14 protein-coding genes and 1 pseudogene are annotated in these 15955 nt (G+C 36.1%); 5 read left to right on the top strand and 10 right to left on the bottom strand.

What is annotated here, in order from left to right; genetic code table 11:
* Positions 1-48 precede the first annotated feature (48 nt).
* Both J0N78_RS08675 and ilvA read right to left on the bottom strand, forming a co-directional pair.
* Positions 49-683: pseudogene (locus tag J0N78_RS08675) on the bottom strand (chemotaxis protein CheW).
* A 68-nt stretch (positions 684-751) separates the two neighbouring features.
* Positions 752-1999 (bottom strand): threonine ammonia-lyase IlvA, encoded by a 1248-nt coding sequence (gene ilvA / locus J0N78_RS08670; RefSeq protein WP_209122644.1) that lies wholly within the window; start codon positions 1997-1999, stop codon positions 752-754.
* A 232-nt stretch (positions 2000-2231) separates the two neighbouring features.
* On the opposite strand from ilvA, the gene J0N78_RS08665 reads away from it, so the two are divergent.
* Together J0N78_RS08665 and J0N78_RS08660 are read left to right on the top strand one after the other, a co-directional pair.
* Complete coding sequence (locus J0N78_RS08665; RefSeq protein WP_209122643.1) at positions 2232-2438, top strand: hypothetical protein; 207 nt, start codon at positions 2232-2234, stop codon at positions 2436-2438.
* Positions 2439-2535: 97 nt separating this feature from the next.
* On the top strand, positions 2536-3138 hold the full coding sequence (locus J0N78_RS08660) for a trimeric intracellular cation channel family protein (protein ID WP_209122642.1): 603 nt from the start codon (positions 2536-2538) through the stop codon (positions 3136-3138).
* A gap of 61 nt (positions 3139-3199) precedes the next feature.
* Here J0N78_RS08660 and J0N78_RS08655 read toward each other — a convergent pair whose 3' ends face one another.
* The 3 genes from J0N78_RS08655 to racA are packed head-to-tail and all read right to left on the bottom strand — an operon-like array spanning position 3200 to position 5011.
* Positions 3200-4036, bottom strand: a complete 837-nt coding sequence (locus J0N78_RS08655; protein ID WP_209122641.1) for a sulfurtransferase — start codon at positions 4034-4036, stop codon at positions 3200-3202.
* 43 nt (positions 4037-4079) lie between these two features.
* Entirely contained in the window at positions 4080-4460 is a 381-nt protein-coding gene (locus J0N78_RS08650) for a YppE family protein (protein WP_209122640.1), read from the bottom strand.
* Between the two features lie 35 nt (positions 4461-4495).
* Positions 4496-5011 carry a chromosome-anchoring protein RacA gene (racA, locus tag J0N78_RS08645; RefSeq protein ID WP_209122639.1) on the bottom strand — a complete coding sequence of 172 codons (516 nt, stop codon included), beginning with the start codon at positions 5009-5011 and terminating at the stop codon, positions 4496-4498.
* Between the two features lie 200 nt (positions 5012-5211).
* Between racA and J0N78_RS26130 the strand changes: the two genes are divergently transcribed.
* The gene (locus J0N78_RS26130) at positions 5212-5334 is read left to right on the top strand and encodes a hypothetical protein (RefSeq protein ID WP_280637196.1); all 123 of its coding nucleotides are present in this window, start codon (positions 5212-5214) and stop codon (positions 5332-5334) included.
* Positions 5335-5453: 119 nt separating this feature from the next.
* Here J0N78_RS26130 and J0N78_RS08640 read toward each other — a convergent pair whose 3' ends face one another.
* Positions 5454-6419: a DUF2515 family protein gene (locus J0N78_RS08640; RefSeq protein ID WP_247747198.1), complete on the bottom strand. Its 966-nt coding sequence runs from the start codon at positions 6417-6419 to the stop codon at positions 5454-5456.
* 139 nt (positions 6420-6558) lie between these two features.
* On the opposite strand from J0N78_RS08640, the gene recU reads away from it, so the two are divergent.
* Together recU and J0N78_RS08630 are read left to right on the top strand one after the other, a co-directional pair.
* Entirely contained in the window at positions 6559-7158 is a 600-nt protein-coding gene (recU, locus tag J0N78_RS08635; protein WP_209122638.1) for a Holliday junction resolvase RecU, read from the top strand.
* Positions 7159-7444: 286 nt separating this feature from the next.
* A complete protein-coding gene (locus J0N78_RS08630) occupies positions 7445-10054 on the top strand; it encodes a transglycosylase domain-containing protein (protein ID WP_209122637.1) in 2610 nt (869 codons plus the stop codon).
* A gap of 96 nt (positions 10055-10150) precedes the next feature.
* Here the strand turns inward: J0N78_RS08630 and J0N78_RS08625 are convergent, their stop codons facing one another.
* The 4 genes from J0N78_RS08625 to J0N78_RS08610 form a co-directional block, all read right to left on the bottom strand.
* Positions 10151-13738 (bottom strand): dynamin family protein, encoded by a 3588-nt coding sequence (locus tag J0N78_RS08625; protein WP_209122636.1) that lies wholly within the window; start codon positions 13736-13738, stop codon positions 10151-10153.
* A 165-nt stretch (positions 13739-13903) separates the two neighbouring features.
* Positions 13904-14410: a YpoC family protein gene (locus tag J0N78_RS08620; protein WP_209122635.1), complete on the bottom strand. Its 507-nt coding sequence runs from the start codon at positions 14408-14410 to the stop codon at positions 13904-13906.
* Between the two features lies 1 nt (position 14411).
* Entirely contained in the window at positions 14412-15071 is a 660-nt protein-coding gene (gene nth / locus J0N78_RS08615; protein ID WP_209122634.1) for an endonuclease III, read from the bottom strand.
* 19 nt (positions 15072-15090) lie between these two features.
* On the bottom strand, positions 15091-15789 hold the full coding sequence (locus J0N78_RS08610; protein WP_209122633.1) for a DnaD domain-containing protein: 699 nt from the start codon (positions 15787-15789) through the stop codon (positions 15091-15093).
* Positions 15790-15955 lie beyond the last annotated feature (166 nt).

Genomic DNA, 15955 nt, shown 5'->3' with positions numbered 1-15955 from the left:
ACTCGCAATTACAGATAAGTCATCCTCTATATTTGTTAAATTAAAAATTTAATAAATAATATGAACAAGCTCGACATTTTCCGGTTTACTTACTTGAGCATCTGCCCCGACTCTTACCCCTTTATGGTATAAATCACCAGTAATTAATGATGAGAAAATAACTACTGGTAATACATTTAAACGAAGATCGTCTTTATTTACCCGACATTAATCCCTGAATTTGGATTAATATCCACAACAATTTTTTCGTAGTCTAGTAATAGGATCATTTGTTCATCCATTTTTACAACTCCGATCGTTGACGCCTCTAATCCTTTTGACAGTTCCGTAGGTTTTTCAATTTGTTCCCAAGAAATCCGGTGAATTCTTGACACACTGTGAACATGAAATGCAACCTTCATCTGATTCAGTTCTGCAACGATAAATTTATCTCTTTCACTGTCTTGTGAAGGGGGAAAACCTATTACTCTGGCTAAATCAACTACGGTAATGACTTCATCACGTAACCTAATAATCCCCTCGACATATTGATGACTATTTGGCACCTTTACGATAGGTAATGGATTAATAATTTCTCGAACTTTTAATACATTAATTCCAAATATACCTTCGTCAATAGAGAATGCAATTACTTCTAACTCATTCGTACCGCTTTCAAGCAAAATTCCTTTATGTTCGGACATTTTACTTCCTCCCCTACTCATATCTATCTAGTACTATACTACCATTAAACTATACGCCAAGTACTATTTTATATGAGTAGATTAAATAAACTCTCATTTTTATTTATTTCATCATACTCGAAGCCTTTTTTATTTAAACGTTCGATTAATAAGTGGTAATCTTCATCTCGTTTTAATTCAATCCCAACTAATGCAGGGCCATTAGCCTTATTATTCTTTTTGGTGTATTCAAAGCGTGTAATATCATCATCTGGTCCTAAAACATCTTCGATAAATTCTCTTAGAGCCCCAGCTCGTTGCGGAAACTGAATGATAAAATAATGCTGTAAACCTTCATAAATCAAAGACCGTTCCCTCATTTCCTGCATCCTACCGATATCGTTATTTCCACCACTTACGACGCAAACGACGGTCTTCCCTTTAATATCATCCTTATAAAAATCTAATGCAGCAATTGGCATTGCTCCAGCTGGCTCTGCGACAATCGCATTTTGATTGTAAAGTTCTAGGATTGTCGTACAAATTTTCCCTTCTGGGACAAGTACAATATCATCAAGAATATGCTGGCATATTTCAAATGGAAGTTGTCCTACCTTTTTAACCGCAGCTCCATCAACAAATTTATCAATTTTTTCAAGTTCTACAACTTTTCCAGCTTCAATCGAATTTTTCATACCTGGTGCACCCGCTGGTTCAGCACCAATAATTTTCGTTTTTGGACTAATGCTCTTGATATAGGTTCCTACCCCGGAGATTAAACCTCCGCCACCAATGGAACTAATTAAATAATCAATTTTTTCGTCGATGTCATTCATTATTTCCATACCGACAGTTCCTTGTCCAGCAATAATTTTTTCTTGATCAAAAGGGTGGATGAACGCCATTTGATGTTCAGTACTATACTTAATAGCTTCATTAAATGAATCATCAAACGTATCTCCAGTTAACATCACATCAACGAATTCTTTCCCAAAAAATTTTACTTGATCCACCTTTTGACGAGGGGTTGTTGAAGGCATAAAGATTTTCCCTTTGATTTTAAGAGTACGACAAGAATAGGCAACACCTTGTGCATGATTTCCTGCACTTGCACAGACGACACCATTTTTGAGTTCTTCTTTTGGTTGACTTTGAATTTGATAATATGCCCCTCTAATTTTAAATGATCGAACGACTTGTAAGTCTTCTCTTTTTAAGTACACATTGCACTGATATCTTTCTGAAAGTACTTGATCTTTCTGTAAAGGTGTATGAACAACAACATCTTTTAACGTTTGATTTGCAATAATGATATCTTCTATGTTAATTTTTCCCATCGTGTATTCCCTTTCTGACGTTAAAAATAACGATCTTTTTCAATTTAAGACCATGTTTACCGAACGTAAAAATATACTTTAACATCTTATCATAAGTTCACTACTTTGAAAAATCTTTTCAAAGCAAATTATATTGCGAAACGCTAAGGAGAATTCTATAATGTAAATGTTAGTTTTATTTGTACTGATGGAAGTCTTCTGTCATAATATGCGTAAAAGGGGTGGATCGAAAATGATGAAAAAATTAACTATGCTTACAGCGTTCCTATTCACTGTATTTCTTGTACCATTTTCTACTGTATTAGCTGCAGGAGGAGGCGGAGGAGAGGCTGCTGAAGGTGCTGCTGAACCATCTGGTCTTTTAATATTTTCTTTAGCTATACTTTCTTTTGTTACTCTCATTTATATGATTTTTTTAAACTTTTCTGATCACAATTAAAACGTTTCCTTACATAAAAAGGATTTAAAAAACGAGCGTGAACTTTCGCGTTCGTTTTTTAGCGAGCTTATTTGCCATTTGATAGGAGGCCGTGGTCATGGCTTGGGATATCTTAAATATAATTGGGACGGTTGCATTTGCCTTAAGTGGGGTCATAGTGGCCATGGAAGAAGATTATGACTTAATGGGAGTCTATATCTTAGGACTAGTCACAGCTTTTGGTGGCGGTGCAATTCGTAACTTACTAATTGGGGTTCCTGTTTCTGCATTATGGGAACAGGGTTCGCTTTTTACAATCGCAATCATTGTGATGACGATCGCATTTTTTATTCCTGTTCTTTGGGTGAATCATTGGATCAAATGGGGAATGTTCTTCGATGCTTTAGGACTTGCAGCCTTTGCAATTCAAGGAGCGATGTATGCGGCTAATATGGGGCATCCTTTAAGTGCGATTGTTGTTGCTGCTGCATTAACAGGTACCGGTGGAGGTATGATCCGTGATGTTCTAGCTGGTCGAAAACCACTTTTTCTCCAAAAGGAAATTTACATTGCGTGGACGATGTTAGCAGGTTTTGGTATAGGTCTTCATATTGTCAAAGAGACAGCTGGATTGATTTTACTTTTTATTCTGATCGTCACCTTACGTATGTTATCCGTCTCTTTTCAATGGAAACTCCCGCACCGAAAATTGCAAAATTAATTCACGGTGACAGGCACCTTCACTACATTAAAGCAGTGAAAGTGCCTGTCACCACATTTTTTTATCCTTTTTCGATCGTATAATCATCATATGTAATCCAGTCACTCCAGCTCCCTAAGTAAAGCCGTACATTCGGAAATTCTGCCTCATTCAACGTTAATACATTCGGACATGCCGTAACACCAGAACCACAATAAACAATAACTTCTTTGTCCGGATCTAGTCGTTCTATACGATCTTTTTGTTCTGCAACTGTTTTCCATTTTTGATTAGGTGCCAAATTACCCTTCCAGAAAAAGTGACGGGCCGTCGGAATACGACCAGCTACTTTATCGACAGGCTCCTCTAAACCAAGGTAGCGCCTTTCTTCCCTTGAGTCGAGTAATTGGATTTCTTCTTTGTTCGACTTTAGTTTCTCAACTAATTCTTGGCGGTCAATGAGTAAAGAAGAATTGATGTTCAGTTTAAATTCACGAGCAGGTATTTCTGGAATTTGATCGGTTATCGCATATCCTTTTTCTTTCCACTCACTATACGTTCCATTCAATACATAAACCTTCGAATGATCTAAATACTTTAATAGCCACCATAGTCTCGACGCAAATGGACCACCTTGATCATCATAAGCAACAACCGTTACATGTTCATCAATACCTGCAGCAGATAATTTTCTTGCCAACTGTTGTACATCTGGTAAAGGATGTCTACCCCCATGTGCTTTTATAGGACTAGATAAATCTTTTTCTAAATCAAAATAAAAAGCACCAGGAATATGATTTGTTATGTATGCATTGAAGCCATGCTGTGGATCTCCTAATTGAAACCGGCAATCTATAATACGAACAAGGGGATCTTCTAAATGACCATTGAGCCATTCCAAGTCTACAATGTTTTTCATCCAATCACTCCATTCAGAGTTTTCTTTCATATTAACATACTTCTTACTTATTGGGGTGCTGAAATTGAATAACCATCGTTTCTAAAATATAATCGATAGACTTGATCGTTTCTAAAAAACGTTTTGACTTTGTATCTTTCTGAAAAGCTGCAACAGACGTTTCTAATAATTGATCATAAGCATTAGACAGTTGCATCGGATAAACATATTTAGGTTTATACTCTTTCACCCATTGTTCAGCCAAGGGTTTCCATTCACTCGCGGCAACAAAAACACGATCAGCAAAAGGCTTTACGTCTGTATAAAAATCAGCAGTAAAGCCCTCATTGATCGTATGAGTTATATATTGTTGTTTCCCCTCATTGTTAAATTGGCGTAATTGATTTGTTAGCTCTGTTAACTTTGTTAATTCTTCATGCGTCATGACTATCACCTCATGACCATCATATCAAAAAAGAGTTAAAATGAAAAAATTTGCATAAATGATCTTCTTTTTTGTGGCATTTCTTCTATAGGGATTGTCATATTTTGTTTTATAACTTCATCCATTTCATCTAATCTTTGTTCGATCGACTGAAGGCTTTTGCTCATAGCTTCAATTTCTTTTCGATGATTAAGAAGTTGATACGTTACTACATCATCTGCTTTCGAAGCAAGTCTTTGCTCAAGTTCCTCAATCCGCTCCATCATCTGTTCTAATTTTTGTTCATATTTAAAGGTCGGAATCATTTCGTCAGACTGCTCATCTTTTTGAATCATGCTCGTATTCGATACCATGACATCTTTCATTTTCTTACCTTCACTTAATTGCCCTTGAATTTCCTTTAATATTTCAACATGTGGTGTTTGGAATAAATAATGTCCATGTTCATTCATTTGGCAATGAATATTAAAATACTTGACCCATCTTTGAACCGTCGTTGGATTAACACCTAATAGATCAGACACTTCCTTAGTTTTTAATACATTTTCCATTAGAAATCCCTCCATCACACTTTAGTTTAAGTTTACTATTCGAAGTGCTTTCTTTCTTTCCCTTCACCCTTGACAAAACTAGTTTTTATTCGTCAAAGAAAGTGACGATCTTCCAAATTAAGTCGTTCTTTTATATTCTAATGTATGGTTTTGTCTTATTAGCAAATACTATTCCGGAATAAAAATATGGAGGGTAAACAATGGCTAAAAACAATAAACGAGAAATGAAAAAACAAACAGCACAACCAGGAAGCCAACAAAATCCAGGCACTCCAGGTTATGGAGACAAAAAATTAACGGGACCAAATCGACCTGCTGAATAAGGTAAAAAGAGGTAAAAAGGCTGACGCAATGTCAGCCTTTTTTCTTGTTTGCTTATGCGGACCACAAGTATGCTATTTGAAAGTAAACAAGCGTTTTTCTCCACATACCTCCACTACTTTTAACGAAGCGCTTTTACAATCGCTTGTTCAAATTTCATAGCTAAAAATAATTCCAGCATCTTATGTTGATACCAGTTAGTCAAAATAAAATCGCGACTTGGATACTCCCACCTATAAAAAAAACGATCTAGGTTTTTTACCGATAAAGACCAATCTTTATCATTATCTTTTTGATGTAATATCGGTCGATAAACAGACCTAAGGATCGGACTGCATTTTGTAGTTTGCCACTTTAAATACTTTTCATAATCTCGTCTAGAACCTGTTGGCTCAATCTGAAGCGCAAAGGTTTGAATGTCCGAGCTTTTGTCAGACTTAAAAAGTAACCAGGCTAATTTTTTCCCTAACTCAATTCGTCGATCGACCTTTTTAAATCGTTGCACACTAAATCCATATAAATTCCCTTCAAGCGCCGGAAATAAAACAGTATTAAAATGAAGGTGCTCGACTAAAAAGTAAGGTAGCGTATTAAATACAAATTTGGAGAAAAAGGGATGTTCAATAACAGGTTGTTGAATTAAATGTTGTTCATTAATAATTTGTGCTGTACATAGTCGTTCTAATTCCCCCTTCTCCCAGAATACTCCCCATTCTCTAACCATAAATTCACTAACACCAAAATGTTTTAATAAATGAAAAAGTGGTTTATTTTCAAGCTTGGACACTTCATAAATGAGTAATTGTGGGAAAGCGTCTGAAAAAATAAGCCAATTGGCACGTTCAAATGTTAAAAATAATGTGTAACTATATTTTGGGGTCATCATGTTTTTATACCAGTTACTTTTTAAATCTGTCATGTTCCAACCTGCGTTACGAGAAACCATACTGGCTAAGAGAGCCCACCAGATCTCTTTATTTCTTTTATAATAATTCAAGTACGAAATCGTTCTACTTATATTATCTTGATTAGCAGCTTGTGTTCTAGCTTGAATGGTTCGTACCATTTGACTTTCATAAGGAACCATGAGCACTCACCTTTTCATCTTCTCTGATTCTTTGTTTTATGTTATGATAATGTGATGAAATTTTTTGATCATATGACTTCTTTTAGTCTAACATGATGAATAAAGACATACTCTTTGAACGAAAGGTTGCTGATCTACATTGGCTATACGATACCCTAACGGTAAAAAGTACTCCGCACCCGTTAACCGTTCAAGAATTAGTAAAAGCGAAACATTCAGTAATCGTGGGATGACACTTGAAGAAGATTTAAATGATACAAATGCCTATTATTTAAGTCGTGGAATTGCTGTGATTCACAAAAAACCGACTCCTTTACAAATTGTACAAGTTGACTATCCAAAGCGAAGTGCTGCTGTCATTAAAGAAGCTTATTTTAAACAACCTTCGACTACAGATTATAATGGTGTCTATCGCGGAAGACATATCGATTTTGAAGCAAAAGAAACAAAAAATAAAACGTCCTTTCCGTTGCAAAATATTCACCTACATCAGATTGATCATATGAAACAAGTCATTGCTCAACAAGGTATCTGCTTTATTATTTTGCGATTTACGTCATTAGACGAAGTTTATTATCTGAATGCCCAGCATTTAATTGACTTTTATGAAAAACAAAAGAGTGGACGCAAGTCGATCCCAAAAGCTGACATTGCTCAGCTTGGTTATTTAATTGAACAAGAATTTCATCCTAGAATTGATTATTTAAAAGTGGTTGATTTACTTTATTTTCAATCATAATGTAACCAAACATTCACAAAAATCGTTAATATATAAGGCTGCTTTCGTAAACTTTGTTGCTTTTGGACCGTTTTTTGAAAATAAAATAGCCTTTTCAAGACAAATTCATTTGTCTAAACGGCTATTTTATTTTCAAAACCTTCACGCTATGCGTGAAGAGCCAAGCATCCGCTTGGCTTACGGTCCAAAAGCTAAAAACAACAATCTTTGAGAAAAGAGCCATATATAAAGATAAAATAAAAGTTAGGTTATATTCTTTCGTAAAGCTTAGAAAGGAAGAACAAAAATGAGTGATAATATGAATACACGTACAGGTCGTCGTCGTGCTAAAGAGCAAACGAAGACGAATCCTAATAAAAAGAAAAAAGGGTTATTTAAGAAGCTTTTCATCGCAACTGCAGTATTTTTTTCTGTCCTTGTTATCGCTGGCGGGATTACCGTATTTTCTATGATCGCTTCTTCACCACAGCTAGACGAGGAGCGATTATTGCTTGCTCAGTCCACTGAAATTTATGATCAGAATGATGAATCTTTTACTCTACTTGAAGCAGTTGAAAATCGAATATATGTAAATATTAACGATGTTCCCGAGCTTGTCGAAAATGCATTCATTTCAGTCGAAGATATTCGTTTCCGAGAACACTTCGGAGTCGATGTCCGTCGTATGGTTGGTGCTGTAGCTGCTAATATTACTGGTGGATTTGGTGCTGAAGGTGCAAGTACAATTACACAGCAAGTTGTTAAAAACTTATTTTTGTCACCTGAAAAGACAATTTCACGTAAAATTCAAGAACAATATTTGGCGATTAAGTTAGAGCAACAATATTCAAAAGATCAAATTTTAGAAATGTATTTAAATGCGATTTATTTTGGAAATGGCGCCTACGGTGTTCAACAAGCAGCCATTACGTATTTTAACAAAGAAAACCTAGAAGATTTGACAATTGCAGATGCAGCTCTACTTGCTGGATTGCCACAACGCCCAAATTATTATAATCCATTAAAAAATCCTGAAGCTGCTGAAAAACGTAGAAATACGGTCATTAGTCTTATGGAACGCCATGGAAAAATTACGGCAGAAGAAGCAGAACAAGCAAAAGCCGTTTCAGTTGTTGATCAACTTAATCCAGCCAAACGTGAAGAAAGCCCTTATCAAGCATTTATCGATCAAGTGTTAACAGAGGTTGAAGCGATTGAAGGAATTACAACGAGTGACCTGTATACTGCTGGGTTAAAAATATATACGACACTTGATCGAAATGCTCAATCACATGTAGAAAAAGTATTACAGACCGATGAATTTATACAAGGTTATCCTGATAATGAGGACTTTCAAGCAGGTGTGACTTTGATCGATACAGCTACTGGTCAAATTAAAGCGATCGGTAGTGGTCGACATCAAAATGAAGTAAAACGCGGTTTTAATTTTGCAACTGATATTAAGAAACAACCAGGTTCTACGATTAAACCCGTCCTAGATTACGGTCCTGTAATTGAGCATTTTAAATGGTCGACAGGAAAAATCATTGTTGATGAACCACATAATTACTCAGATGGAACACCAATTCGTAACCATAATCGCTCCTATTCGGGCCCAGTTACGATGCGAAAAGCTTTAGCCGACTCATTAAATATTCCAGCTATTAAAGCGTTGCAAGAAGTTGGATTGGATAACGCTAGAGATTTTGCGAAAACACTTGGCATACCATTTGAAAATGATCAAATTTACGAGCCATATGGAATCGGTGGATTTACAACGGGAATATCAACTTTAGATTTAGCTGGCTCCTATGCAGCGTTTGGTAATGAAGGAATTTATATCGAACCACATACTGTTCGTAAAATTGAGTTTCCAGATGGACGTGTTATTAAGCTGACACCAGATCCAGTTGTTGCTATGAGTGACTATACAGCATTTATGATAAGCGATATGCTGAAATCTGTTGTTACTAGCGGAACTGGAACGCATGCCAATATTCCTAGTTTACCACTTGCAGGAAAAACCGGAACAACGAATTTTAGTGCAGAAGATAAAAATACATTTAACATACCTGCCAACGGAGTTCCAGATGTTTGGTTTGCTGGGTACACAACAAGATATACAGCAGCCGTTTGGACAGGGTATGATCGTAAAGGTGAAGGAAATTACCTTATTGGAAATGATCGTAGACTAGCACAGCAAATTTTTAAAGTAATCATGGAAGAAGTTTCAAAGCAGATTGAAACACCTGACTTCAATCAGCCTGATTCCGTTGTTAAAGTCGGAATAGAGCGAAAAACAGGGTTATTACCGAGTCCTTTTACACCAAAAAGTGAAATCGTGTACGAATATTTTGTTAAAGGGACAGAACCAACTAAAGTGTCTGAGGAGTACCAACATATTCCTACACCTACAGACCTTTCAGTCGCATACAACAAAGATTCAGATCAAATTATGCTAACTTGGGATTATCCGAGTGACCTAAAGGATGCTGTAACATTTAACATTATGCAAAGTATCGATGATGGTGGATTCGAGCCGATTATGAAGACAAAGGATATGCAACATATTATAACAAGTCCAACACCAGGTTCAACATACCGTATCCAAATTATTGCAGTCGCTGATGAAAGTCCTGAAGTAAAAAGTGATCCTGCTGAAGGTGAAGTTTCCATTCCAGAAGTTGAAATTGAAGAACCAGTTGAGGAAGACCCTGAACCACCAGAAGAATCCCCTACTGATGAAGACCTGGAATTACCAATTGACTTAATCCCAGATCCAGAGCCAGATTCTGAAGAAGAAACAGAGATAGAGGAAGAGAAAGAGGAAGAAGATACAGCAACAAGTACATCAACATCTTTAACAGAAGCAGTGTTGGATATCGAAAAGAAGAAGAAAGAAAAAGAACGAGATTAAACGAGAAAGAGGCTGATCTAAAGATCAGCCTCTTTCTCGTTTAATTTTAATTTACTTCAATCTCTAATCTATTGAAGTGCAAATCTTGACGTTGGGTTAAACGTGAGAAACATACCGTTTTAATTCTTCATATTCAGATATTAATGCTGATTTTGATTTCGTATCGAACAACGCTTCGAAGCGATTTATTTCATTTTGTATCGACTCAACTAACCGTTGTTTTAATTCGTGTTCAATAACTTGTAATTTTTGTTCAAATTCATTGGACATCTTTTTGGCGCTATTAGTAATAACGTCCCTTGCGCTCTCTACCACATCAGCTACAATGATTTCTTTAAATTCTTTCACTACACCGTTCTCAAAAAAATCTTTCTTCGTTTTCAAAAACGGTAAATATTTTTTCGTATCTAATGATAATGTCATATTTTTTAATTCAACAGAAATCGCTGGTAGATGAATTTCATCTTCACAATAAATGTAGGGTAACTCTTTTTTCAACATCGTGATTTGTTCATCAAGCCATTTTTTCGCTCGTTCCTTCACTTTCTCTTCCATGCGAATAACAGTTGCTTCTAGCTCTTGCTTTAAAAAGTATTCTCCTAAACCTCGCCATTCTTTTATGGCACCTGTTAACTGCTCATGGAGTTCTTTTTTACTATTACCAGTTAAAACAGCTACGTTAATCGCACTAGCAAAATAATCATTGAGAACAAAGCGCATTCTGTCACGTAAATAAAGAACAAGTTGATCGAATTCTAATAAAATATCTCTTAATGCAAACGCGAACGACGTGTTTTGAACATGGTCCATTTCTTTATTTACAGTTTGTTTTAGCTTTTCGTGCTTTTCTTTTTGTTCATTTGCCTCTTCATTCATAAAAGAAATACTATCTTTAAGCTTATTTGTAAACTGCTGGAGCTCATCTGTAATCATTTTCACACTTAACTGTTTTAGTTCTAGGATCGTATATTCATAAAACGAACGTTCAAACCTTGCAAAAGTGGTTTCAGTATCAAGCTGCTGCTTTTTTGCATGAAGCCCTTCTTTACTCGATAAGTGATAAAGCCTCGGACGTTCAATTCCATTACGCTTGAGCTGATCATAGACGTGTTTGCGGACTCCGTTTAACTCACCTTCACTACTCGCTAAATCGGCCGCATTTATAACAAAGTAAAGCTTATCATGACCAAAGCTTTCATTGACTTTCCCCATCTGTTGAAGAAAATACTGATCAGCTTTAGAAAAGGCATGGTTATAATAGGTCAAGTAGAAAATCGCATCAGACTGGCGCATTTGCTGGAAAGCAACATTCGTATGACGTCCGTGGATTGAATTAACACCTGGTGTATCAACGAGTACAATTCCTTTTTGTGTAATAGGGCTATCAAAATAAATATTCACTTTTTCAATTAAACACGCTTTACTTTCTTCAGCCACGAGCGACTGCATTTCATCGTGAGTCGCAGTAAATTCACTGCCGAGCTTCCAGTCAGTCGATGCAATACTTTTCTGAATTGTTACTAAGTACTCTGCGTACGTTTTTTGCCAGCTTGAAACGTACTCCTTCATATTCGGCTTCCATTTGACAAGTCGTTCTAAATCAAGAGACATGTCTAATTGCTCACTGACTGCCTGGATTTCATCATTTAAGGTAGCCTCAGATTTAACGGTTACTTTTGCTGTACCGTGAGGGTGATCGGCTGTAGACTTTTCCACTGTATTGACAGTAGCTGTAGTTGGGTTAGGTGAAACTGGTAAAATATTTTCCCCTAATAAAGCGTTAGCAAAACTAGACTTTCCAGCACTAAAGGCACCAAACAAAGAAATGATAAACGTTTGATTTTCATAACGTTCAATACGATCAACTAAGTGCTTGCGCTCATGAGAAACAATCATTTGATCTTGGTGTTGATTCAGCACGTTTTTGATGGATTGTAACCAAGTCAATGTCTCTTCTTCAGAAAAATGGATCTCTGATTTTTCTTCGACAACTTCCCAACTCGTATCAATGACACCATCTTCTGGTAAAATGACATTCGCAAAGCCATTCTCTGAGTTGTCTGGATATATTTTTTGCGAAGCCTTCGTTAGCTCTTCATTGTACTCTCGTTCAGGTGGATACGTTTGTAAATAATCTTGAACAATCTCAATTAGCGTATCAAAATTTGCTTTTACCTTGTTAATCTCATCGACATATGCCTCAATATCCTTAAACGTAGCTAAACGGATTTTAATCTTTTCTTCTTCCTCACGATACGTCTCTTTTAACCCTTCTATTTGCAAATCTGTTAACTCTCTCGCCCTGTTTCGAATAGCTCTTACAATAATTGCCGTCATTTCATTCGTAAAAGCAAATACGTAATCCCGACTTGCATGATCTGACTTTACATTCTTTTTTAATAATGCATCGGTTACTTCAAAAGATAACTCATTGATTGCAGTTTCTACTTTGTCAACGTTCGTTAATTTCGTGCGATCAATCTTTTGAAAATAAGCTTGAACATGGAACAATAATTGCGTTTTAACTTTATCCTGCAAGTCACGAACGAGTCGTTTTAAACGTTCTCCTTGTTCTTCTTGTGTTTTTTTCTTTGAAAATAAAAAACCAACTTTAAATCCAGGTTGAATACTTTCAATCCAATTTCGAGCTAAATCAGTTGTCGTATATGGAAATAAGATTACATTTTTAAAAAGACTACCTAATTCATCGTCAAACGCTTTGTAAATTGCTTTATCATACTGGCGAACTTCCATTAGCCTTTCCGTTAAATGTTGCTGTTCATCTAATTGAGAAGCATCATAGCCTTTCTCTTTCATTTCTGCTAGTAAGTGATCAACGGCTTCTAGTTTGTCTTCTTGCAGACGATTTTCCACCGCTTGATAAAAGCCTTGTTCTAAACGTAAACGTGATCCGGTTAATAAACTGTCACTATGATATAAAAGTGATTTTATTGTTTTTTCAAACTGCCTAAATTGATTTAGTGGATGATCTGGTTTTTTCATCGTCGTAAAAAACAAACCTAAATGACGAATCTCCCAGCGACCAAACACATCCTGAACAGATCTCCGAAAAACGGACAATGGGATTTCTTGCTCATTATGTTTATCAACTTGGTTAATGATGATATAAATCGGTTTCTTCTCAAGTGAAAGCTGTTTTAAAAAATATAGATTCGTTTCAGATTGAACATGATTATAGTCCATAACATATACAATTGCATCGGTTGTATATAGTTGGTCCACTGTTACCGCTTCATGCGATTCGTCTGTTGAATCGACACCAGGCGTATCAAGTATACAGCTGGTGTTTCCTAAAAAAGGTAAAGGTGCCGTTATAACCATATTGGATATTTCATTTCCATTCATCCCCCACTCACGTACTTGTGTCCAAGGGATTTCACCTTTCCATTGCTTTTGCCCGCCGTCTTTCGTATGTAGCGTTAAGCCTAACTCACCATTTTTAATACCAATAATATTTGCACTAGTTGGAATCGGGCTTGTCGGTAAGACTTCTGCCCCAAGTAAAGTATTTAAAATTGTTGACTTTCCAGCAGAAAAATGTCCACAAAAAGCGATTTCAAATGTTTTCTTATCTTGTTTCTCTGTTAATTTTTCAAGGCGATACTCTTCTTCTTGCGAGAAAGGGATTGACTCTATTTTCAATTTCTCTTTTACAACTGTCATATGTCTCCACACCATCCTTATCCCTTTTACTATAACGAATTTTCTAAAAAATGAGAAGATCGTATTTAAATTCATTAACGAACTAAACACAAGTTACACTTAAATAAATCATCTTCATTATCATGTCCTATGTGAATTATAGCACCGCGTAATAGCGCTCTTTGATTATTGCCTATTTTTAGCTATTATTTTATAGTACATTTTTTCGGCTTCCTCAAATAACGCTTTCAATTGATTATAAGATTGAAAATGATCAGGTTCAGCTACGATAAAAGATAGTCGCTCACTACTATTTACTGGCTTATATTGAAGTTGATCTAAAATACAGTTTAATTGATCTAAGTTAGCAACAGGTACCCCATTTGTCCAAAAGATCACTTGAATCAATTGGGCGATTTGCTGGATCATTAAAGGTTTAGCCGCTTGACGATCTCTTCTTTTATACAAATCACTTAAATGTAGATTTATTTGCTTCCATTGTTGAAAAAGTTCAGGTACATAGTTTTGAGGTGCTAGCCACGGTTTTGAATTTGGTACATTTAACGCTTCTAACATATCCTCATAAAATAATACGGATTGCCTCGCTCTCGTTTTGTTCAAATTAAAATTAGTTTCTTCTACATAAAACGGAAATACACAAAAAGAAGTCGGAATAGGGTAACTTTTTTCCATTCTACCCTTTTCCTCCTTTCACTTTCATACGTTTTTTACCTTCACGACAAATATCTAACAACGGACAAATTTCACATTGTGGGGACTGAGCTTTGCAATGGTAACGACCAAAAAAAATGAGTCGATGATGTGTAACCGACCATTGTTCTTTCGGAATTTTTTTCATTAATGTTTCTTCTACTTCTCGCACATTATCTTTCCAACGACAAATCCCTAACCGTTTTGACACTCGCTCTACATGGGTATCAACAGCTATCGCCGGTGTGTCAAAAGCGACTGAAACGACCACATTCGCTGTTTTCCGTCCTACACCAGCTAGCTTCATTAGCTCGTCTCGTTCAGTTGGAATTTCTCCGTTATATTGCTCAATTAATGATTGTGATAGTTTTTTGATATTTTTTGCTTTACTACGGAATAACCCAATCCGACGAATATCATTTTCTAGCACTTCTATAGGCACTGCAACATAATTTTCAGGTTTCTTGTATTTTGCAAATAAATCCGGGGTAACCTTATTAATAAGTGCATCCGTAGCTTGTGCAGATAATACAACAGCAATTAAAAGTTCAAACGGATTAGAATGCGTTAATTCACATTCCGCATCAGGGAACATCTCCCCCATCGTTTCAAGTACGTATTGAATGTCTTTCTTCGTAAGCATCGTTCGTTGACCTCCAGCATTATTTCTCTAACCAATTATAGGTAGGGAACGGCTCTACTTTTCGTTTTTCTTGAGTCGGTTGTTTAGAATGTTGATATTTACGGAACTTCTCTCCGTAAGCTCTCGCTTGTTGCAACGTTTGAACTCCATTTTTCTTCCACTCAAATAAAATCCGATCAATGTAGCGGAAATTTAATTTTCCAGAAACAACCGCTTCTCGGAGTGCCGCACGGATAATTTCTGGTGAATGATGATCTTGATCGAGCCACATCGCTAGTGTTTCACATTCAATTGGAGAAAGGGGTCTACTAAACTCCTTTTCAAACACCGAATAAATGTTAAACTCTTCTTGTTGTTTCGTTACATTTTCTTTTTCTATTTGTTCGTTTGTCATAAAATGAATTAACTTTTCCCATAGCGGTTCAATACTATAGGATTCGAATAAAATCCCGTCTTCATCTACATGTTCTCCAATGGATAGAAATCCCTTTTTCAGCAATTGCCGTAGGATTCTAGAACATTCTAAAGAAGAAGGTCCTCGCTCTGATAAATCTTCAGGAGTCGGAAACGGATGATGATCTGACAAAAAGTCATACACTTGAAGTAGCAATACGAATTCTTCCTCATTTAAACCGATCTTCCGATAATTTTTTAGTAAAAGCTTTGGCACTGAAAGCTGACCTTCAGTTATCCATTGCATTATAAAACGATTTTTCATAAAAACACCTCAACACCCATTATAACACGGAACCCCTTCAACATCATTTGGCATTACTCGACAGTTTTTCCTTTCATCAGCTACTCATCACATCTTTGATGAATATCTGGCTGATTTATGTTCAAAGGCTTCACGCCAAAGCGTGAAGAACCAAGCTTTCGCTTGG

The sequence above is a fragment of the Alkalihalobacillus sp. BA299 genome, from assembly GCF_017745675.1.
GTDB lineage: Bacteria > Bacillota > Bacilli > Bacillales > Bacillaceae_F > Alkalihalobacterium.
Note: the sequence above shows the minus strand (reverse complement) of the source record. Positions and strands in the feature narration are given on the sequence as shown.